Origin of the sequence: Rhizobium sp. 9140 (assembly GCF_900067135.1) — a bacterium.
In the GTDB taxonomy this organism is placed as follows: domain Bacteria; phylum Pseudomonadota; class Alphaproteobacteria; order Rhizobiales; family Rhizobiaceae; genus Ferranicluibacter.
Genome location: NZ_FJUR01000002.1, coordinates 254,949 through 276,209 on the forward strand (window position 1 = coordinate 254,949; position 21,261 = coordinate 276,209).

At 62.2% G+C, this 21,261-nt stretch carries 16 protein-coding genes and 1 pseudogene; 11 read left to right on the forward strand and 6 right to left on the reverse strand.

Annotated elements, in window-relative coordinates; all coding sequences use genetic code 11:
• Positions 1-79: 79 nt before the first annotated feature.
• Positions 80-535 carry an RbsD/FucU family protein gene (locus GA0004734_RS18605; protein WP_092936821.1) on the reverse strand — a complete coding sequence of 152 codons (456 nt, stop codon included), beginning with the start codon at positions 533-535 and terminating at the stop codon, positions 80-82.
• A 55-nt stretch (positions 536-590) separates the two neighbouring features.
• Positions 591-758 (reverse strand): annotated as a pseudogene (locus GA0004734_RS26470) (carbohydrate ABC transporter permease); the annotation flags it as partial.
• Positions 759-917: 159 nt separating this feature from the next.
• On the opposite strand from GA0004734_RS26470, the gene GA0004734_RS18615 reads away from it, so the two are divergent.
• From GA0004734_RS18615 to GA0004734_RS18630, 4 genes are all read left to right on the forward strand, one after another.
• Positions 918-2,996, forward strand: coding sequence for an ATP-dependent helicase (locus GA0004734_RS18615; protein WP_092936823.1), 2,079 nt, complete (start codon positions 918-920; stop codon positions 2,994-2,996).
• Positions 2,997-3,077: 81 nt separating this feature from the next.
• Positions 3,078-4,214, forward strand: coding sequence for a DNA polymerase IV (gene dinB, locus GA0004734_RS18620; protein ID WP_280949524.1), 1,137 nt, complete (start codon positions 3,078-3,080; stop codon positions 4,212-4,214).
• Between the two features lie 386 nt (positions 4,215-4,600).
• A complete protein-coding gene (locus tag GA0004734_RS18625) occupies positions 4,601-5,089 on the forward strand; it encodes a DUF4126 family protein (RefSeq protein WP_092936825.1) in 489 nt (162 codons plus the stop codon).
• Entirely contained in the window at positions 5,086-6,471 is a 1,386-nt protein-coding gene (locus tag GA0004734_RS18630) for an FAD-containing oxidoreductase (RefSeq protein WP_092936827.1), read from the forward strand. The genes GA0004734_RS18625 and GA0004734_RS18630 overlap by 4 nt, the downstream gene beginning before the upstream one ends.
• A 63-nt stretch (positions 6,472-6,534) precedes the next feature.
• Here GA0004734_RS18630 and GA0004734_RS18635 read toward each other — a convergent pair whose 3' ends face one another.
• Positions 6,535-8,442 (reverse strand): methyl-accepting chemotaxis protein, encoded by a 1,908-nt coding sequence (locus GA0004734_RS18635; RefSeq protein ID WP_245292542.1) that lies wholly within the window; start codon positions 8,440-8,442, stop codon positions 6,535-6,537.
• Between the two features lie 249 nt (positions 8,443-8,691).
• The gene (locus GA0004734_RS18640) at positions 8,692-9,687 is read right to left on the reverse strand and encodes a bile acid:sodium symporter family protein (protein WP_092938161.1); all 996 of its coding nucleotides are present in this window, start codon (positions 9,685-9,687) and stop codon (positions 8,692-8,694) included.
• 114 nt (positions 9,688-9,801) lie between these two features.
• Between GA0004734_RS18640 and GA0004734_RS18645 the strand changes: the two genes are divergently transcribed.
• Positions 9,802-10,656 carry a LysR substrate-binding domain-containing protein gene (locus tag GA0004734_RS18645; RefSeq protein WP_092936831.1) on the forward strand — a complete coding sequence of 285 codons (855 nt, stop codon included), beginning with the start codon at positions 9,802-9,804 and terminating at the stop codon, positions 10,654-10,656.
• A gap of 121 nt (positions 10,657-10,777) precedes the next feature.
• Here GA0004734_RS18645 and GA0004734_RS18650 read toward each other — a convergent pair whose 3' ends face one another.
• Positions 10,778-10,921 (reverse strand): DUF1127 domain-containing protein, encoded by a 144-nt coding sequence (locus GA0004734_RS18650; RefSeq protein WP_082475727.1) that lies wholly within the window; start codon positions 10,919-10,921, stop codon positions 10,778-10,780.
• Between the two features lie 201 nt (positions 10,922-11,122).
• Positions 11,123-12,037 (reverse strand): AraC family transcriptional regulator, encoded by a 915-nt coding sequence (locus tag GA0004734_RS18655; protein WP_092936833.1) that lies wholly within the window; start codon positions 12,035-12,037, stop codon positions 11,123-11,125.
• Positions 12,038-12,225: 188 nt separating this feature from the next.
• On the opposite strand from GA0004734_RS18655, the gene GA0004734_RS18660 reads away from it, so the two are divergent.
• The 6 genes from GA0004734_RS18660 to GA0004734_RS18685 all read left to right on the forward strand — a co-directional run bounded on the left by GA0004734_RS18660 (position 12,226) and on the right by GA0004734_RS18685 (position 21,251).
• Complete coding sequence (locus tag GA0004734_RS18660) at positions 12,226-13,692, forward strand: alpha-glucosidase/alpha-galactosidase (protein ID WP_092936835.1); 1,467 nt, start codon at positions 12,226-12,228, stop codon at positions 13,690-13,692.
• 116 nt (positions 13,693-13,808) lie between these two features.
• Positions 13,809-15,896: an ABC transporter substrate-binding protein gene (locus tag GA0004734_RS18665; protein WP_092936837.1), complete on the forward strand. Its 2,088-nt coding sequence runs from the start codon at positions 13,809-13,811 to the stop codon at positions 15,894-15,896.
• A gap of 115 nt (positions 15,897-16,011) precedes the next feature.
• Positions 16,012-17,025 carry an ABC transporter permease gene (locus GA0004734_RS18670; protein ID WP_092936839.1) on the forward strand — a complete coding sequence of 338 codons (1,014 nt, stop codon included), beginning with the start codon at positions 16,012-16,014 and terminating at the stop codon, positions 17,023-17,025.
• Positions 17,026-17,051: 26 nt separating this feature from the next.
• Positions 17,052-18,179 carry an ABC transporter permease gene (locus tag GA0004734_RS18675; protein WP_348626113.1) on the forward strand — a complete coding sequence of 376 codons (1,128 nt, stop codon included), beginning with the start codon at positions 17,052-17,054 and terminating at the stop codon, positions 18,177-18,179.
• Positions 18,180-18,192: 13 nt separating this feature from the next.
• Positions 18,193-19,863 (forward strand): ABC transporter ATP-binding protein, encoded by a 1,671-nt coding sequence (locus GA0004734_RS18680; RefSeq protein ID WP_092936843.1) that lies wholly within the window; start codon positions 18,193-18,195, stop codon positions 19,861-19,863.
• A 17-nt stretch (positions 19,864-19,880) separates the two neighbouring features.
• Positions 19,881-21,251, forward strand: a complete 1,371-nt coding sequence (locus tag GA0004734_RS18685; RefSeq protein ID WP_092936845.1) for an alpha-glucosidase/alpha-galactosidase — start codon at positions 19,881-19,883, stop codon at positions 21,249-21,251.
• Positions 21,252-21,261: the final 10 nt, after the last annotated feature.

The window sequence follows — 21,261 nt, forward strand, 5'->3', positions numbered from 1 at the left end:
GAGGACGGTCTCAGCAATATCCGGGCGGCCATGCTGTTGCCTGCCTGCCAGCGTCATTGCGATCCGAAAGGAGAGCGATTTACGCACCGGCCGGGGGAATGACACCCTTGGTGAACAGGAAGCAGCCGTAGAACCGCGTTTCCCCCGTCGAGATGACGCAATAGGCCTTCTTTGCCAGATCGTAGAAGGCGAAGCGCTCGATCCCGTACATGGGGCAAGGCTTCCCCTCGGCGTGGTCGATCTCCGCCTGAACCTCGCGTTGCACATCCGGCACCTCGTCCGGTGCGCCCATGACTTCCATGCGGCCCGCCGAGTTCTGCAGTGGTGTATCCAGCGGCAGCACCGAGAGGATCGTGGCGATCGCCTGCGGTGCACTCAGATTGGCCATCGTCAGCGGCCGCCCGATGACCGTCTGTCGCCCGACGCTATCTGTGGGAAAATTGGTGTCCGATATGACGAGCGTATCGCCATGCCCCATGGAGCGGAGTGCGTGCAGCACGTCGGCGCCAAGCGCCGGATGAATATTCTTCAGCAAGAAAACCTCCCATTACGTCTTCGTCGCGGCTTCCGCCGCGATCTCTGAATGCCCACCTCACGGCTCCGACCGTAAGGCCCTTGACGATGTAACGCTCCAGAAGGATTCCGGCCAGCACCAAAGGCATGATGGCAACTTTCGACCACCCGTTGATGCCCTGCGATCCTGTCTGGCTCGCGACCGTCGCAGGCAGCGTCTTCGCATTGGAGCTGTCGAGAAGAGCGTCAACCAGCTCTGACCTTGAGCAGATAAGCCTGACGCAATCGCGACGGCCCTGTTCAAGCTTTTCCCCGGCTGATATGTTCGTTATTTGTTCCCAAGTCCTCGGTGCGGCGATTCTGCGTCTGGCTCCGGAACATGCAGGCAGGACGGGGAAGACGACATGGCGGCGGCAGCCTATCTGGAGACGTTGAACGAGCGGCAACGCCAGGCCGTCGAGCACGGCATCGTCTCCAACGGGACAATATCCGACACCGTCGCAGGTCCGCTGTTGATCATCGCCGGCGCCGGATCGGGCAAGACCAATACGCTCGCGCACCGCGTCGCCCATCTCATCGTTCACGGTGCCGATCCCCGCCGTATCCTTCTGCTGACCTTTTCGCGCCGCGCCGCGTCCGAGATGGCGCGGCGGGTCGAGCGGATCTGCCGGAAGGTTCTTGGTGCTAACGCGGGCGTTCTGACCGATGCCCTTGCCTGGTCCGGCACGTTTCATGGCATCGGCGCCCGCCTGCTGCGGATGTACGCCGAGCAGATCGGCCTCGACATCGATTTCACGATTCACGACCGTGAAGATAGTGCCGACCTCATGAACCTCGTGCGTCACGAACTCGGCTTCTCCAAGATGGAAAGCCGGTTTCCGACCAAGGGCACCTGCCTGTCCATCTATTCCCGAGTGGTGAATTCGCAAACGCCGCTGACCGACGTGCTGCGCCTGCATTTTCCCTGGGTCGCCGGGTGGGAAGCACAGCTGAAGACCCTGTTTGCCGCCTATGTCGCCGCCAAGCAGGCCCAGAACGTGCTCGATTACGACGATCTCCTGCTCTATTGGGCGCAGATGGTGTCCGATCCCGGCCTCGCACAGGATATCGGGAATCGTTTCGACCATGTCATGGTGGACGAGTATCAGGATACGAACCGGCTCCAGGCCTCGGTGCTGATGGCGCTGAAGCCCGGTGGTCGCGGCCTGACCGTGGTGGGCGACGATGCACAGTCGATCTACGCCTTTCGCGCCGCCACCGTTCGTAACATTCTGGATTTCCCCGGCTCCTTCAGCCCGGCGGCGGATGTGATCACGCTCGACCGCAATTACCGTTCGACCCAGACCATTCTCGCTGCCGCCAATGGCGTCATCGATCTCGCGCGGGAGCGGTTCACCAAGAACCTTTGGACGGAGCGCCAGTCGGCAGAGCGACCGAAGCTGGTGACGGTGAAGGACGAGACGGATCAGGCCGCCTACATCGTCGAGCAGGTTTTGGCCAACCGCGAGACCGGCATGACGCTCAAGCAGCAGGCCGTGTTATTCCGCTCCTCCAATCACAGCGGGCCGCTCGAAGTCGAACTGACGCGGCGCAACATTCCCTTCGTGAAGTTCGGTGGCCTGAAATTTCTCGACAGCGCGCATGTGAAGGACATGCTGGCCGTGCTGCGGTTCGCGCAGAACCCGCGCGACCGGGTGGCAGGCTTCCGGCTGCTGCAGATGCTGCCGGGCGTCGGCCCGCAAACGGCGGGCAAAATTCTCGATGCGATTACGGCCGATCCCGAGCCGCTCGCAACCCTGGCCGAGATCCCCGCCCCGCCCCGCGCCGGCGACGACTGGAGCCGCTTCATCACCATGCTGGAAAGCCTGAGAAAGTCTGGCCCGGGCTGGCCGGCAGAGATCGGTCTCGCACGGATGTGGTACGAGCCGCATCTCGACCGCATCCACGAGGACGCGGAAACGCGCAAGGCGGACCTCCTCCAACTGGAGCAGATCGCCACCGGCTATGCCTCGCGCGAGCGCTTCCTAACCGAACTGACGCTCGATCCGCCGGATGCCACGAGCGACCAGCCCGGCGTACCGCTGCTGGACGAGGATTATCTCATCCTCTCGACCATCCATTCCGCCAAGGGGCAGGAATGGCGATCCGTCTTTATGCTGAACGTCGTCGATGGCTGCATCCCGTCCGATTTGGGAACCGGAACGACGGAGGAAATCGAGGAGGAGCGCCGCCTTCTCTATGTCGGCATGACGCGCGCGAAAGACAGTCTGTCGCTGATCACGCCGCAACGCTTTTTCACCCACGGGCAGAACCCGCAAGGCGATCGGCATGTCTATGCCGCGCGCACCCGCTTCATTCCCGCAACGCTGCTGCAGTTCTTCGAAAGCACGACCTGGCCGTTGATATCAGCCTCCGCCTCGGAACGCAGCGCGCGGGAAATCCGCATCGACGTTGCCGCCCGCATGCGCGGCATGTGGAGCTAGGCCGTGCAGACGGGCGCTTCCGATAGGGCGGAAACGGCAGCAAGAGCGGCGGCCCGCGAGGCTCAGGATTTGGCGGAAGCGCTGGCCGCGCCTGTCCCCGATGCTGCACCGGGGGAAAGCGTCGAGCGACGGGATGCGCCGGTGCGCAAGATCATCCATGTCGATATGGACGCCTTCTATGCCTCGGTCGAGCAGCGGGACAACCCGGAGCTTCTCGGCAAGCCGGTCGCCGTCGGCGGATCGGCCGCACGCGGCGTCGTGGCGGCAGCGAGCTATGAGGCGCGGGTGTTCGGTGTGCATTCCGCCATGGCGTCCGTCACCGCCAAGCGCAAATGCCCGGACTTGATCTTCGTCAAACCGCGCTTCGAGGTCTACCGCGCCGTGTCGCAGCAGATCCGGGAAATCTTTGCGGACTACACACCTCTGATCGAGCCGCTGTCGCTGGACGAGGCCTATCTTGACGTCACGGAAAACCTGAAGGGCATGGAGATCGCAACCGAAATCGCCGCCGAGATCCGTGCCCGGATCTTTGCGGCAACCGGTCTCACGGCTTCGGCAGGTATCAGTTACAACAAATTTCTTGCCAAGATGGCGTCCGACCAGCGCAAGCCAAACGGTCAGTTCGTGATCACGCCGAAGAACGGCCCCGCCTTCGTGGAGGCTCTCCCGGTGAAGAAGTTTCATGGCGTCGGCCCGGCGACGGCCGAGCGGATGAAGAAGCACGGCATCGAGACGGGTCTCGACCTCAAGATGAAGCCACTCGCCTATCTCCAGCAGCATTTTGGCAAATCCGGCGCCTATTTCCACGGGATCGCGCGGGGGATCGACGAGCGGCGCGTGCGCCCGGACCGGATCCGCAAGTCGGTTGGCGCCGAGGACACCTTTAGCGAGGACATATCCGACCTCGCTCTCGCCGAGGCCGAACTGCGCCCGTTGGCGGAAAAGGTCTGGCGGTACTGCGAGGCGCACGACATCGCCGGCAAGACGGTGACGGTGAAGATCAAATATGCAGACTTCACGCAGGCGACGCGCGCGCGAACGCTCGCGGCGAACTTTGCCCGTATCGAAGATGTTCTTGAAGTCGCCGACCAGTTGCTGGCGACGGTCCATCCCTTTCGCCGGCCTGTGCGGCTTCTCGGCGTAACGCTGTCATCGCTAACGACGGCGGGCGCAAGTGCTGAAGCGAGCGAGGCATCGCAGCTCGATCTCGGTCTGTAAGTCTCTCAGCGCCCGGGAAGCAGCAAGCGAGCGATAGGCTCAAAACGAAAAAGCCTGCCGCGGGAGGAGGTGCGGCAGGCTTTTCGATAAGAACCGAACGGCGACTGGGAGGAGGATGTCGCCATTCCGTCGAACGATCCTGGGAGGAGGAGGGGAGCGTTCGAACTACGAAGGGACGCGGGAGGAGGTGCATCGCTTCGTTGGAATAATATTTACGCCGAGATGGCTGCTCTTACGAGAGGCAATGTTGCAGTGCAGCTATGCAGAAATCGAAGGACACGATAGCTATGTCGCTTCATCGGTCGGCAGCGTCGCCACGCATCGCCCTTGTTCACAATGTCAGTCTGTGATTGCATTGAGAATGCCGATCCGGCCTCGGAGGTTTCATGCTCTTGTTTCTCGCATTCCTGATCGGCGTCATCGCCGGTCTGCGCGCCATGACCGCGCCGGCAGCCATTGCCTGGGCCGCTACGCTCGGATGGATCGATCTTTCCGGCTCGTGGGCGTCTTTCATGAGCTCGATCTGGACGGCCGGAATCCTCACCGTCCTTGCACTCGGCGAATACGTCACCGACCAGTTGCCGACAACGCCAAGCCGTAAGGTGCCGGTACAGTTCGCCACCCGCGTCGTGATCGGCGCGCTCTGCGGTGCGGTCATAGGAACGCCCTCCGGCGGATGGCTGGTCTGCCTCATTGCCGGTCTCCTCGGCGCCATCGCCGGCACCCTTGGTGGGGCCGCTCTCCGGGGCCGTCTCGCCGCAAGCTTCGGCCGCGATCCGCCGGCAGCCTTTATTGAGGATGCCATCGCCATCATCGGGGCGTTTCTCATCATGAGCGCCCTGCCCGTCTCGGCGTCCATGCCGATCCCCGCATGAGGACGTTCGACGCGATCATCATCGGCGCCGGTCAGGCCGGCCCGTCGCTCGCCGCTCGCCTGTCCGGCGCAGGGCGCTCCGTCGCCATTATCGAGCGCAAGCATGTCGGCGGAACCTGCATCAACACCGGGTGCAAGCCGACCAAGGCGCTCGTCGCCAGTGCGCACGCCGCCCATATCGCCCGGCGCGCTGCGGATTTCGGGGTTGTCATTGGCGGTGATGTGACGATCGATATGCCCTCCGTGTTCCGCCGGTCGCACAAGATCACGCTCGACAGCCGCCACAGCAACGAGCGCTGGCTGGAGGGGCTTGAAAACGGCACGCTGATCCGTGGCCATGCGCGGTTCGAGGATCGCACGACGTTACGTGTCGGCGACGAGCGCCTGTCCGCGCCGCAGATTTTCATCAATGTCGGCGGCCGGGCCTCCATCCCGGATTTTCCCGGAATCCACGATGTTCCCTCCATGACCAACAGCGACATCGTCATGCTGGAGCGTGTGCCTAAACACCTCATTATCGTCGGTGGCAGCTATATTGGTCTGGAGTTCGCCCAGATGTACCGTCGGTTTGGAGCCGATGTGACCATTGTCGAAAAGGGGCCTCGACTGGTTGCGCGGGAGGACGAGGAGATATCGGACGCAATCCAGACAGTGCTGGAGCACGAAGGCATTGTGGTTCGAACCGCGGCAGAGTGCATCCGCTTTTCCCGCGACGGCGAAGACGTCATCGTCGGTGTGAGTTGCATGAAGGGCGAGCCCGACATTCGCGGCTCCGACATTCTGCTCGCCACGGGGCGCAAACCCAACACGGATGATCTCGGGCTCGACGTCGCCGGTGTTGCTCTGGATGAACGCGGCTACATCATCGTTGATGATGCGCTCGCCACCAGCGCGCCCGGCATCTGGGCAATGGGCGACTGCAACGGCCGCGGCGCCTTCACCCATACGGCGTACAATGATTTTGAAATCATCGCGGCGAACCTGCTGGATGGCGAGACCCACCGGGTTTCCGACCGCCTGCCCGGTTACGCGCTTTACATCGACCCGCCACTCGGCCGTGTCGGAATGAGCGAACGGGAGGCCCGCGCCTCCGGCAGGCGGATCCTCGTCGGACGTCTGCCGATGGCGCGCGTTGGACGGGCCGTCGAGAAAGGGGAGACGCAGGGGCTGATGAAGATCATTGCCGATGCGGACACGCGCGAAATCCTGGGCGCTGCCGTTCTCGGCACGGGTGGCGACGAGGCCATTCATGGCGTGCTCGACATGATGAATGTCGGCGCGCGCTACGACGACCTCCGCTGGGCCGTACCGATCCATCCCACCATATCCGAATTCTGGCCGACCCTTGTTCTCGGCATGAAGCCGATGGAGGCCTCTTCATAGAAAAGGCCCCCGGTTTTCATCGAGGGCCTCTCTTGATGATGTGGGGCAGGACACGCGTGCCGATCAAAACTCTTCCCAATTGTCCTGTGCTGCGGCTGCGGCCGGTGCGGCACTGGCGGAACCGCCAGAGAACGCACGTGCGAGCGTGTTCGCCATCTTGCGGGCCGGAGAAGCGACGGGAACGGCGCGTGTGGCTGTCGCGAGCGCGGGCCGGCTCGGTGTCTTGACACGGGGTACCTGCTGCGACGGCGTTGCCGACGCATAGGATGCGGATGCGCCGCCGAACTGGAAGCGCGCGACCAGATCCTTCAGCCGTGCAGCTTCGGTGGCGAGCGTGGCACCGGCCGCATTGGCCTCTTCCACCAACGCCGCATTCTGCTGCGTCACCTGATCCATCTGGTTGACGGCCGTGTTGACTTCGGCAAGGCCGACCGACTGCTCGCGTGACGACGTGGCGATCGCATCCATGTGCTGGTTGATCGTGACGATGTAGGTCTCGATCGTCTTCAACGCTTCGCCCGTCTGGCTGACGAGTTGGACACCGCTTTGCACTTCGCCTGAGGAATTCCGGATCAGGTCCTTGATTTCCTTAGCAGCCTTGGCCGAGCGTTGAGCGAGTTCCCGCACTTCCTGCGCGACCACGGCGAAACCCTTGCCGGCTTCGCCGGCACGAGCGGCTTCCACACCGGCGTTCAGGGCCAGCAGGTTCGTCTGGAAGGCGATTTCGTCGATGACGCCGATGATCGAGGAGATCTGGTTGGAGGACTGCTCGATCTTGCTCATCGCATCGACCGCACTGTTGACGACGGCGCCGGACTGACGGGCGCTGTCATTGGCCTGAACGGCAACCGAGCGGGCTTCTTCCGCGCGCTTGGAGGAACTGGCGACGTTGGCGGTGATTTCATCGAGAGCCGCTGCGGTTTCCTCAAGCGAGGCTGCCTGCTGTTCGGTCCGGCGCGACAGGTCGTCGGCACTCTGGCTGATCTCGCGCGAGCCGCTGTCGATCGAGCCCGTGGCGTCTGCAACCGCGCTCAGTGTGTCACGAAGCTGCTCGACGGCCCGGTTGAAGTCCGTGCGCAACGTCTCGAAGTCGTCGGCAAAACGCTCGGTGAGCTGGAAGCTTAGGTCGCCGGAGGCCAGATGCGTCAGACCCTTGGCGAGCCCGCTGGTCGCCTGCGCCATCGCTTCGGCACGCTCGTGCTCCAGTTCGGCCTGACGGCGCCGCTCGCTTTCGCTCAGCGACCGCTGCTGCACGGCTTCCGTTTCCAGCGCACGCGCCTTAAGGCCGTTTTCCTTGAACACTTCCACGGCGCGCGCCATGCCACCCACTTCGTCGCGGCGATCGGTGCCGACGACATCGGCGTCGAGTTCGCCTGTTGCCAGCCGCCGCATGACGCTACCCAGCGCATCGATTGGCTGGACGAGCCAGGCGCGGATGGCAAAGAACGCGGCGAGGATGACGACCAGCGTTCCCACGACAACCATGGCAATCGTCACCCAGTAGGTGTGGATCGATCCGGTCGTCAGCACGTCGCCTCCCGTCTTGGCGATGGCGAGAAGCTCGTTGGTTTCCTCGGCCATGGCCTGGCTCATGGGCGCGAACTGCATCTCGCATTCCCGCAGGAAGGCGCCCTGTGCGCTCAGGCGCTCCTGCGAACCCCGTGCGCTCGACGCGCGCGTAAAGGCATTGCCGCAGGCCTCGTTGAGGATCGACAGACCCTTGGTCTTCAGTTCGGTAATTCTTGCGTTCTCGGGTGTCGCAGCCAGTGCCGCGTCCATTTCCGTGGCAAACTGGGTCTTGGAGGCCTGAAGCTCGGCCGTTGCCGCTGATTTCGCCGCCTCGGTGGTGACGATCATCAACGTGCCGGCCGCGGCCCGCGCGGCCTGGAAGGCCTGGTTGGCAAGAGCGAGCTCCGTGGCGGCCTTTGACTGCTGGGTCAGCAGCGCGGAGTAGGCGTCATCGGTTTTCATGATCCGATCGCCTGAGTAGAACGCAACACCGAGGGAGAAGAGCGCGAAGACGCCCATCAGGCTCAAAAATTTGCCAATGATCGGAATGTGTTTCACAAGATGCCTCAAGCCATACGCAACAACGGATAGCGGCACCTTAGGGCGTGAATTTTAAACGATGGTTTACATGCGCGTCACCATTCGCAGATGCGAACAGATATTTCGCCTCATCCTGAATCGTCGCTTACAGATAACCTTCTCAAAACCACCTCAGGCGGCGAGCGGCTTTACCTCCGCCTTATCCTTTAATCGCGCTGCATATCTCTGAGCGATCACGGCGCAGGCCATGAGCTGGATCTGATGGAACAGCATCAGCGGCAGCACGATGGCGCCGACGGAGGACGAGGCGTTGCCGAAGATGGCATTGGCCATAGGCACGCCGCTGGCGAGCGACTTCTTCGATCCGCAGAAGGTGATGGTGATCTCGTCTTCCTTGGAGAAGCCGAGAAGGCGGCTGCCGAACATGGTGATGCAGAGAACAGTGGCGAGAAGGACCATATCGACGACGATGACGGCGGCGATATCGCCCACCGAGAACGTGTGCCACAGCCCTTCCATGACGGCCTCCGAGAATGCGAGATAGACGACCATCAGGATGGAGCCGCGATCGACGGGCATCAGGAGTTTCTTGCGCGAACGGATCCAGTTCCCGATCCACGGTTGCAGGATCTGCCCGACGACGAAGGGCAGCATCAGCTGCAGGAGAATGCTCTGCAACGCATCCCAGGAAAACCCACCGCCACCCGTGGTGGACAGGACGAGGCCCGTGAGCAGTGGCGTCAGGAACATGCCGAAAATGTTGGACCCGGAGGCTGCCACGATCGCTGCGGGCACATTGCCGCCGGCCATCGATGTAAACGCGATCGATGACTGAACCGTTGAGGGCAGGACACAGAGAAAGAGGATGCCGGTATAGAGCGGGGCGGCGAGAACCGACGACGGGATGAGGCCGATGGCGAGGCCCAGAAGCGGAAAGATGCAGAATGTCGTGAAGAGGATCGTGAGGTGCAGCCGCCAGTGCAGTGCCCCCGCCACCACGGTATCACGCGACAGGCGTGCGCCATGGAGGAAGAACAGAAGCCCGATCGCAATGTCCGTCGCGATATCGAAGACATCCGCATATCGGCCATGGATCGGCAGGAGCGACGCGAGGATGACGGTGCAGACGAGGAGGACGGTGAAGGTATCGGGCAGGTAGCGGCGCATGGTGATGATCCCTTGATGGCTCTGGGGACAGGTCTTGCCTTGAAGTTGCGTCGCGTCATCGCTTATCATGTTTCAAGATGCAAACACTAACAGTCATTATAAAGTCCGATAACCGTGTTGAACCTCACCCATCTCGCCAGTTTCGTCATGCTCGAGCAAACCGGTAGCTTCACGGAAACGGCTCTCCGTCTCGGAATCGGTCAGTCCACGGTCACGCAGCATATCCAGAGGCTGGAAAAGACGCTTGGGCGACAACTGGTGTTCCGCGATACGCATCAGGTACGGCTGACGGCGGAGGGAGAAGCGCTCCTTGGCCACGCCCGCGGCATGCTCGATCTGAATGGTAAAGTCGCGGCACTCTTCGGTGAGAACCGGTTGCGCGGGCGATTGCGGCTGGGCGTGTCGGAGGATGTTGTGGCCAGCCGCCTGACGGCGATCCTTGCGGACTTCATCCGCCTCTATCCGCTGGTGGATCTCGAAATGACAGTTGCCCTCAGTGCCGTGCTCAACCAGATGCAGGATGCCGGCGATCTCGATCTGGTGCTCGCCAAGCGTCACATCGGCGAAACGCATGGGCGGCTGCTCTATCGCGAGCCTCTCGTCTGGCTTGCACAGGACCCCGATCTCTTGCTGTCGCGCGGAAACGCCTTGCCTCTCATCGCCTTCCCCCCACCCTCGATCACGCGGCGCATCGCGCAGGAGGCGCTTGACTCGGCACGCGTACCGTGGCGGATTGTCTGCACTTGCGGCAGTCTGAGCGGGCTGACCGCAGCGGCACGTGCCGGCATGGGATTTCTGGTCCAGCCGCGCAGCATGGCGCCAAGCGGCCTGCGGGAGGTCTCGGCAGATCGTCTTCCGCCGCTTGCGGATGTGGAATTCGTGCTGGTGCAGAGACGTGGTGCCGACGCAGCGCTGGTCGATGCATTGTCGAACCTCATCGTCGCGCAGATCGCTCCACACAATGCGTAAGGCCGGAGCTCATTTCGAGCCCTTAACAACGGCGCAAAACGCAAAACGCCCGCGGCAATCGCGGGCGTGAAACAAGATGATCGGTGCAGCTTCCGCTTAAGCGGAAACACTGATCAAGGACTTAGCGGATCGCAGCGCGAGCGACGCTTGTGATCTCGGAGCGGGAGATGCCGAGGTCGTTGAGTTCGCGCGTCGACATGCGGCCGAGCTCGGTCACCGTCTGACGATACTTGCGCCAGTTATTGAAGGAGCGTGCTACGTTCATGATAATCCCCTTTCCAAGGTCTCCAGCGTTGGCGAAACCCTTGTTTCGTCTCTTCCGCTGTGTTGGAATCTTTATACGCGTGCACCGCAACATCGACCAGCGCGAAAGCCTCAGGTGACGTATGCAAGAGCCGCATGCCTCAGATTTGCCGAGTTAGGAAATTTATAAGACTTGTATGATCTCGGCGTTCTCCCTGGTCGGTCAGGCGCCCTTCTCCGACACGCCCGGCGGCTCAGCAATGCTCGCATACATGCCTGTCGTGCGAAATTCCGTCGGGCTTGCACCGAAATGCCGGCGGAAGACCTTGGCGAAATAATTGGGCTCATCGAAGCCCGACATCAGCGAGATCTCTTTGACCGAAAGGTTGGCCGCCTGCGTCAACAGCTTGGCAGCGCGTTGCAGTCGCTTGCGCATCACGAACTCCGCCGGTGGCATGCCCTCGGTGGCGCTGAAGACGCGGGAGAAATGCGCGCGGCTGAGCCCGGACACGCGCGCGAGTTCCTCCACAGGCAACGGCTTCTCCAGATTGTCGGCGATATGGTTCAGGACATGCTGCATCGTGCGATATTCCTGCCCGAACACCGGATGCGCCCCGAAGACATCGTCGTAAAGCGCCATCGCTGCCTCATAGGCGATGGCCGAGGCCCGCCCTGGCATTTCCCCGCCGTCATGGATCAGCCGGTAGCTGCAATCGGCGAGATGCTCGATCGTTTCCGGCTGGAGCAAGAGGATCGGCCCATTGGCCGAGAGGATGGCCTGGTGCAGGCGCATCGCCTCTTCGCCATTCATGGAAATCCAGAAGAACTCCCACCGCCCACCAGGTTCCAGCCAATAGCGATGATTGTCCGGCACGGTGACCAGCAGGGTTTCGCCCGGTATCACGCGGTAGGCTCGCCCGTCATAACGCAGGTTGCCGGCGCCGGAAATCGTGTGTTGCAAAACCGTGAACGGCGTCTGTCCGCGTTTGCGCCCGTCCCAGTCGTAGTTGGGTTTTTCGCGGATCTCGTAACCGGTGCTCGTCGGCATGGTGTGCAGCCGATGCCGCCCGCGTGGCAGGGAAACGGTCCTCATGCAAGGTCCGCTGGCCATCAATCTTTGCAGCATAGAATTACCCATGAAAGCACAATCCCTCTCTATCACGCTTCGATATTATACGCATAATGCCGCCCAAGGGAGCAATACCGGGAGAGTACAGAGCGCCAAATGACAGCCGAACGGGAGGCCTGAACGGCTTTACGCTTGGCTTGCACCGCGCGATTTTACCCGGCTGAACGACAAGACCCATTCGGAGGATAGAGACCGCCATGAGTAGCTTCAAGATCGCCATCATCGGCGCAGGCAGCGTCGGCTTCACCAAGAAGCTCTTCACGGACATCCTGTCCGTACCAGAATTCGCCGAGATCGAGGTCGCGCTGACCGACATCAGCGAGCAGAATCTTTCGATGATCAAGACGATCCTCGACCGCATCGTTGAAGCCAACCGCCTGCCGACAAAGGTAACGGCGACGACGGATCGCCGCAAAGCCATCGAAGGTGCGCGCTATGTGATTAGCTGCGTCCGCGTCGGCGGGCTCGGCGCTTATGCCGACGATATCCGCATTCCCCTGAAATACGGCGTCGACCAGTGCGTCGGCGATACGATCTGCGCCGGTGGCATCCTCTACGGCCAGCGCAACATTCCCGTCATCCTCGACTTCTGCAAGGACATCCGCGAGCTTGCCGAGCCCGGCGCGAAGTTCCTGAATTACGCCAACCCCATGGCCATGAACACCTGGGCGGCGATCGAATACGGCAAGGTTGACACGATCGGTCTCTGCCACGGCGTCCAGCATGGCGGCGAGCAGATCGCCGAGATCCTCGGCGCCAAGGACGGCGAACTCGACTTCATCTGCTCGGGCATCAACCACCAGACCTGGTTCACGGATGTTCGCCTGAAGGGCCGCAAGATCGGCAAGGACGAATTGGTCGCCGCCTTCGAAGCGCATCCGATCTTCTCGCAGCAGGAAAAGCTGCGCATCGACGTCCTCAAGCGCTTCGGCGTCTACTCCACCGAGAGCAACGGCCATCTGTCGGAATACCTGCCCTGGTATCGCAAGCGGCCGGAAGAAATCACCCGCTGGATCGACATGTCGGACTGGATCCACGGCGAGACTGGCGGCTATCTCCGCTACTCCACGGAAACACGCAACTGGTTCGAAACCGAATTTCCGCAATTCCTGGAAAGTGCCGGCAAGCCGCTCGATCCGGGCAAGCGATCCAACGAGCATGCGAGCCACATTCTCGAGGCGCTGGAAACGGGGCGGGTCTATCGCGGCCACTTCAACGTCAAGAACAATGGCGTCATCACCAATCTTCCGGCCGATGCCATCATCGAATCGCCCGGCTTCGTCGATCGCTTCGGCATCAATATGGTTGCCGGCATCACGCTTCCGGAAGCCTGCGCGGCAACCTGCATCGCCTCGATCAACGTTCAGCGTATGTCCGTCCATGCCGCCGTCTCCGGGGATATCGATCTCCTGAAACTCGCCGTGCTGCACGATCCGCTGGTCGGCGCGATCTGCACGCCGGACGAGGTCTGGCAGATGGTGGACGAGATGGTCGTCGCCCAGGCCGAATGGCTGCCGCAATATGCGCACGCCGTTCCGGAAGCTCGCGAACGCCTCAAGCATGCTACGGTGAAGACCCGCGACTGGAAGGGCGTCGCCCGCCGTGAGGTCCGCTCCATCGAGGAGTTGAGGGCCGAGAAGGCCGAATTGCGGGCCGCGAGCTGAGAACGGCTTGAGCCATGAGACGGCCCGCTTCTGGAGGAGAGGCGGACCGGCTTGTTCCGGAGGAGTGCCGCAGCCGGGGAAACCGGACCGGCAGAGATTGAGGGAGAGACAAAACCATGACATCGAACCGCTATTTGAGGGCCGTCGCCGCGCTGATGCTCGGCGTATCCGCCTTCGCAATGACCGCCTCGGCCTCCGAGCCGACCGTCGCGCCGGAAGCACCGCCCTTTCCCGGGCAAGGCAAGATCACCTATGTGCCGCGCGACTCGATCCTCGAGTTCAAGGCGCTGCCGAAGTACAGCGAGCCGGACTGGGTGACGGAAAAGTTCGTTGCGACCGGCAAGCTGCCGCCGGTCGAACAGCGCCTGCCGAAGGAGCCGCTGGTCTATAAGACCGGCAATATGCCGGACGGCATCGGCGTCTATGGCGATACGCTGCGCCACGTCATCGGCGGCCGGCCGGAAGGCTGGAACTATTCGGCGGGCCAGACACAGGGCTGGGGCGGCATCGACATTGCCATGTCGGAGTGCCTGACGCGCACCGCACCGCTGTTTCAGGTCGAAGCGACCGACGTCGAGCCGCTGCCGAACCTCGCGCGAAGCTGGGAGTGGTCGCAGGACGGCCACAAGCTGACCATGCATCTGGTCGAGGGTGCGAAATGGTCCGACGGCGTCGAATTCACCTCCGACGACCTCATGTTTTATTGGAACGACAATGTGGTCGATCCCAACGTGACCCCGCTCAACGGTGCTTCGCCCGAGACGTTCGGCGAGGGTACGACATTGAAAGCCATCGATGCCTTTACCGTGGAGTGGACGTTCAAGGACGCCTTCCCGCGCCAGCATCTGTTCGCCATGGCCTATGGCACCTTCTGCCCCGGCCCTGCCCATATCCTGAAAACCAAGCATCCGAAGTACAACAAGGACTTCACCTACGACCAGTACAAGAACGGCTTTCCCGCCCAGTACATGAACATCCCGGTCATGGGTGCCTGGGTCCCCGTGTCCTACAGGCCGGACGACATGATCGTGCTGCGTCGCAATCCCTATTACTGGAAGGTGGACGAAGCCGGCCACCAGCTGCCTTATGTCAACGAGCTGCACTACAAGCTCTCGACCTGGGCCGACCGGGACGTCCAGGCGATTGCCGGCTCCGGCGATTTCTCCAACCTCGAGCAGCCGGAGAACTTCGTCGAGAGCCTGAAGCGTGCAGCGCAGGAAAGCGCCCCTGCCCGTCTCGCCTTCGGCGCGCGCCTCATCGGCTATAACCTGCACATGAACTTCTCGGCTAATGGCTGGGGCGACCCGGACGAGCGGACCCAGGCGGTGCGCGAGCTCAACCGCAATCCCGATTTCCGCAAGGCGATCACCATGGCGGTCGATCGCAAGAAGATCGGCGACAGCCTCGTGAAGGGGCCATTCACCTCGATCTATCCGGGCGGCATCTCCTCCGGCACGAGCTTCTACGACCGCCAGTCGACCGTCTACTATCCGTTCGATCTAGAGGGCGCCAAGGCGCTCCTGGAGAAGATCGGCCTGAAGGACACGGACGGCAACGGCTTCGTTAATTTCCCAGCGGGAACGGCCGGCGGCAACGACGTGCAGATCGTGCTTCTCTCGACCTCCGACTACGGCACGGATCGCAATCTGGCCGAAGGCGTGATCGGGCAGATGGAGCAGCTGGGCATCAAAGTGACGCTCAACTCGCTCGACGGCGTGAAACGCGATGCGGCGCGTGATGCCGGGCGGTTCGACTGGACCCTGCTGCGGCATAATTCGGAGATTTCCTCCGTCGTGCAGAACACGCCGCAGCTGGCCCCGACCGGACCGCGCACCAGCTGGCACCACCGCGCCGGTCCTGACGGCACGATGGACCTGATGCCGTTCGAGAAGGAAATGGTGGCGACCGTCAACAGCTTCATCGCGTCCAACGACAATGCCGAACGGCAGGATCTGATGAAGAGGTATCAGAAGATCGCGACCGAGAACGTCGATACGGTCGGCCTGACGGAGTATCCGGGCGCGCTCATCATCAACAAGCGCTTCTCCAACATTCCCCCGGGCGCACCGATCTACATGTTCAACTGGGCCGAGGACACGATCCTGCGCGAACGGGTCTTCGTCAGCGCCGATAAGCAGGGCGATTACGAGCTGTTCAAGCAGCAGCTGCCCGGCAAGCCTGGAGACGCCGGTCCGATCAACTGATCGGAGCCCAGCCCGTTGACATCACCGCCGCCGGGCATTCCGGCGGCAGAGAAAAATGACCGCACGGGCGCATGGCAGCGTCGCGTCCGGCGGCCCGTTTCCTAAAGGATACGACATGCTCAGGTTTTTGCTTGTGCGGATCGCCTCCGCGCTGCCGGTGCTCTTCGTCCTGAGCGTCGTCACCTTCACCATCATCCAGGCGCCACCTGGCGACTATAGCGACTATATCCGCTCGCAGGCGATCAACCAGGGCGGCGCCTCCTTCGAAGAAGCTGATGCACAGGCGCAGGCCTACAAGATTGCAAACGGCCTCGATAAGCCGCTGCCCGTCCAATACGTCAACTGGATCACGGGCATTGTCACGCGCGGCGATTTCGGCCACAGCCTGTTCTACAACAAGCCGGTCTCGGAAGTGGTCGGCGAACGCCTGCCGCGCACGCTGGCGCTGGCCCTCGTCTGCCACATCCTTGCCTCCGTCATCGGCATCACCTTCGGCATTCTCGCGGCCACGCGACAATATACCTGGGTGGATACGCTGCTTTCGGGAATCTCGTTCCTTGGCATGACGGTGCCGCGCTTCCTGATGGCGCTGATCATCGTCTACATCATGGTGTTTCATTTCAATGTCAGCGAGATCGGCTCGTTCCAGTCGGCCCGCTACGGCGGAGCACCGTGGTCCTGGGACAAGTTCGTAGACCTTCTGAAGCATGTCTGGCCCGTCATCGCCATCGCGACCTTCGGAGGCCTCGCCTATAATATGCGCGTCATGCGCGGCAATCTGCTCGACACGTTGAACGCGCAATATGTCGAAACCGCCCGCGCCAAGGGTCTGTCGGAACGCAAAGTGATCATGCGCCATGCGGTGCCCAATGCGCTGCATCCGCTGGTGATGTACCAGGGCGTCGTCCTCCCCTACATGCTGACCGGGGAGATCGAGACGGCCATCATCTTCGCCCTGCCGACCGTTGGCCCCGCCATCGTCGGCTCCATGGCCGTGGGTGACGTCTATGTCACCGCCACCTTCATGCTGGTGCTCTCGGCGACCCTGATCGTCGGCAACATCATCGCCGATATGCTGCTCGCAGCCATCGACCCCCGCGTCCGCCAGATGGGAGGGGCCACCGCATGAGCTTTGAAACACAGGCCACACTGCCGATTGCAACCTCCAACACAGAGCAGCACGAGGCCGCACCTCAGGCGGGCGAGCGTCATCGCAACGAGAGCTATATGTCGCTCGTCTGGCGGCGGCTGAGGAAATCCTGGAGCGGCATGCTCGGGCTGATCCTCGTCTGCCTGCTTCTTTTCTCGGCCGTTTTTGCGGATTTCCTGTCGCCGGTCGATCCCAAGGCGACGAATGTAGGCTTCTCGCCGCCGCAACTGCCGAGCTTCACCGACAAGAACGGCAACTTCGTCTTCCCTCCACGGGTTTACCCGGTGCGGGAAACCGACGAGCTCGATCCCGTCACGTTCCAGCCCATCATCGGCCCCGATTACGACAATCCGCAGGTCATCGGGCTCTTCGTCAAGGGCGCGCCCTATCGGCTGCTCGGCGTCATTCCGCTGGATCGTCACCTGATCGGCACGCAGGACGGTTCGCCCATCCATTTCCTCGGAACCGACAAATTCGGGCGGGACGTTCTCTCCCGCATGCTCTACGGCTCGCGCATCTCGCTGTCGATCGCGCTGACGGTGGTGTTCATCGTCACCGTCGTCGGCACCACGGTCGGCATGGTCTCTGGCTATTTCGGCGGCCGCTTCGATGCCTGGACGCAGCGCTTCGTGGAACTCGTCCTCGCCTTTCCGCAGCTGCCGCTCTACCTCGCGCTGACCTCGCTGATCCCGGTCACCGCACCCACGCATGTGTTCCTCGTCTTCGTAGTCGGCGTCATGTCGGCGCTCGGCTGGGCGCAGATGTCGCGGGAGGTGCGCGGCAAGACGCTGGCACTCGCCCGGATCGACTATGTCCGTGCCGCCATCGCGGTGGGTGCCAGCGACCGGCGCATCATCCTCCAGCACATCTTCCCGAACGTCATGAGCCACGTGATCGTCGCGGTGACGCTGGCGATCCCCAGTGTGGTGCTCCTCGAATCCTTCCTCGGGTTCCTCGGCTTCGCGGTCAAGCCGCCGCTGATCTCCTGGGGACTGATGCTTCAGGATACCTCCACCTATTCCGTCATCGGATCCTATCCCTGGATCCTGTCGCCCGTCGGCATCGTTCTGATCACCGTCTTCGCGTTCAACGCGCTCGGCGATGGACTGCGCGATGCCATCGACCCCTATTGAGAGGAGCGAGCCCATGACGACATCAGACGTCTCCGTCACGGCCCCGGACGAGCGCTGCGACCTTGCGCAGCACACCGACGCGCCGATCATCGACGCCCGCAACGTGGCGGTCGATTTCAAGGTTGAGCACGGCATGGTCAGCGCCGTGAAGGACGTGTCCTTCCAGCTTTACCGCGGCGAAACGATCGCCATCGTCGGGGAGAGCGGGTCTGGCAAATCCGTGACCGCCCGCACCATCATGGGGCTGCTCTCCAAACGCGCCGTGACCAGCCCCCGCTCGACCATCGCCTACAAGGGCGAGGACGTGCTCAAGTTCTCGGAAAACCGGCGGCGAAAGCTGCGCGGCGACCGGATCTCGATGATCTTCCAGGAGCCGATGAGCTCGCTCAATCCGGTCTATACGATCGGCGCGCAGATCGCCGAAGCCATTCTCGTCCACCGCCGCATGAGCCGGAAGGCGGCCATGGCGGAAGCGCTCGATCTTCTGCGCCACGTCCAGATCCCCGAGCCGGAGGCGCGCCTTAACCAGTATCCGCACCAGCTTTCGGGCGGCCAGCGCCAGCGCGTCATGATCGCCATGGCGCTTTCCAACAAGCCGGACGTGCTGATCGCCGACGAGCCGACGACGGCGCTGGACGTGACGGTGCAGGCGCAGATCCTCAACCTCATCCGCTCGCTGCAACGCGAGATGAACATGGCCGTGATCCTGATCACCCACGACCTCACCGTCGTGCGGCAGTTTTCGGACTACGTCTACGTGATGAGCACTGGCCAGGTCCGCGAGCACAACACCACCGAGGCGCTGTTTTCCAATCCGCGCCATCCCTACACCGCGAAGCTTCTGGCATCCGAGCCACGCGGCACAGTGAAGCCGATCGCGGATACGGCGCCGGTGATCCTCGAAGGTCGCAATGTCCGCGTCGCCTTCACGCTGAAATCGGGAGGCTTCTTCAAACCCGTCTTCAGCGAGCTTCTTGCCGTCAACGATCTGAGCCTCACGCTGAAGCGCGGCGAGACACTCGGCATCGTCGGCGAAAGCGGCTCCGGCAAGACGACGTTCGGACAGGCGCTTATCCGGCTGTTGAACCCGGAAAGTGGCGAAATCACATTCGACGGAGAGGCGATCCAGTCCTACGGCCGGACCGAGATGCGCCCGCTGCGCGCCCGCATGCAGATCGTCTTTCAGGACCCATTCTCCTCGCTCAACCCGCGCATGTCGGTCGGGCAGATCATCGAGGAAGGGCTGATCGTCAACCGCCTCGGTGCGACGCGCGAGGAGCGGCTGGGGCGGATTTACGACGCCCTGGCAAGCGCCGGTATGCCCGGAAATATCCTCAGCCGTTTCCCGCATGAATTCTCCGGCGGCCAGAGGCAGCGCATCGCAATTGCCCGTGCCATCGCGCTGGAGCCGGAATTCATCCTTCTCGACGAACCGACCTCGGCGCTCGATCTTTCGGTGCAGGCCCAGATCATCGATCTGCTGCGCAAGCTGCAGGAAGAGCGGGGCCTCTCCTATCTCTTCATCTCCCACGACCTCAAGGTGGTGCGCGCGCTCTGCCACCGCGTTGCGGTGATGCAGCGGGGGAAGATTGTCGAGGAAGGTCCCGTCGCCGACGTCCTGTCCAACCCCAAGACCGACTACACCGAGCGGCTTGTCCGAGCCGCCTTCAACGTTGCAGCCTGAGCAGAAAGAGGCCCCCAATGACCAGACAACCCAAGATCACTTTCATCGGCGCGGGATCGACCACGTTCATGAAGAACATCATCGGCGACATCCTCCAGCGCCCGGCCCTCTCCGGTGCCAAGATCGCGCTGATGGATATCAATGCGGAGCGCTTGGCAGAAAGCGAAGTCATCGTCCGCAAGCTCATCTCGTCCCTTGGTGCAAAGGCCACCATCGAGATGCATTCCAGCCAGAAGCGAGCGCTCGATGGCGCGAACTTCGTCGTCGTCGCCTTCCAGATCGGCGGCTTCGAGCCCTGCACGGTCACCGACTTCGAGGTACCGAAAAAATACGGCCTGCGCCAGACGATTGCCGATACGCTCGGCGTCGGCGGCATCATGCGGGGCTTACGCACCGTGCCGCATCTCTGGTCGATCTGCGAGGATATGATGCAGGTCTGCCCGGAGGCGATCCTGCTGCAATATGTCAACCCGATGGCCATCAACACCTGGGCGATCGCCGAGAAGTACCCCAAGATCAAGCAGGTCGGTCTCTGCCACTCCGTGCAGGGAACCGCGATGGAACTCGCCGAGGATCTCGATATCCCCTACGAGGAAATCCGCTACAAGTCGGCCGGCATCAACCACATGGCCTTCTACCTGAAATTCGAGCATCGCCAGCCCGACGGATCGTACAGGGATCTCTACCCGGATCTCCTGCGCGGCTACCGCGAAGGCCGCGCGCCGAAGGCGACCTGGAACCCGCGTTGCCCGAACAAGGTGCGCTACGAAATGCTGACGCGTCTCGGCTACTTCGTCACCGAAAGCTCGGAACACTTTGCCGAATACACCCCCTACTTCATCAAGGAGGGCCGCGAAGACCTGATCGAGAAATTCGGAATCCCACTCGACGAATATCCCAAGCGTTGCGTCGAGCAGATCGAACGCTGGAAGGGACAGGCAGCGGCCTATATGTCCGCCGAAAAGATCGAGGTGAAGAAATCGAAGGAGTACGCCTCCTCGATCGTCAACTCGGTCTGGACCGGCGAACCCTCGGTCATCTACGGCAACCAGCGCAACAATGGCTGCATCACTTCGCTTCCGGACAATTGCGCTGCCGAAGTGCCGTGCCTCGTCGACGAAAGCGGTATCCAGCCGACCTTCGTCGGCGCATTGCCACCGCAGCTGACGGCCCTGATGCGCACGAACATCAACGTTCAGGAACTCACCGTTCAGGCCCTGATGACGGAGAACCGCGAGCATCTCTACCACGCCGCCATGATGGATCCGCATACCGCAGCCGAGCTCGATCTCGATCAGATCTGGTCTTTGGTGGACGATCTGCTGATCGCGCACAACGAGTGGATTCCGCAGTGGGCGCGCATCGAAAAGAAGGTCCGCGCCGCCTGACCGGATAGAG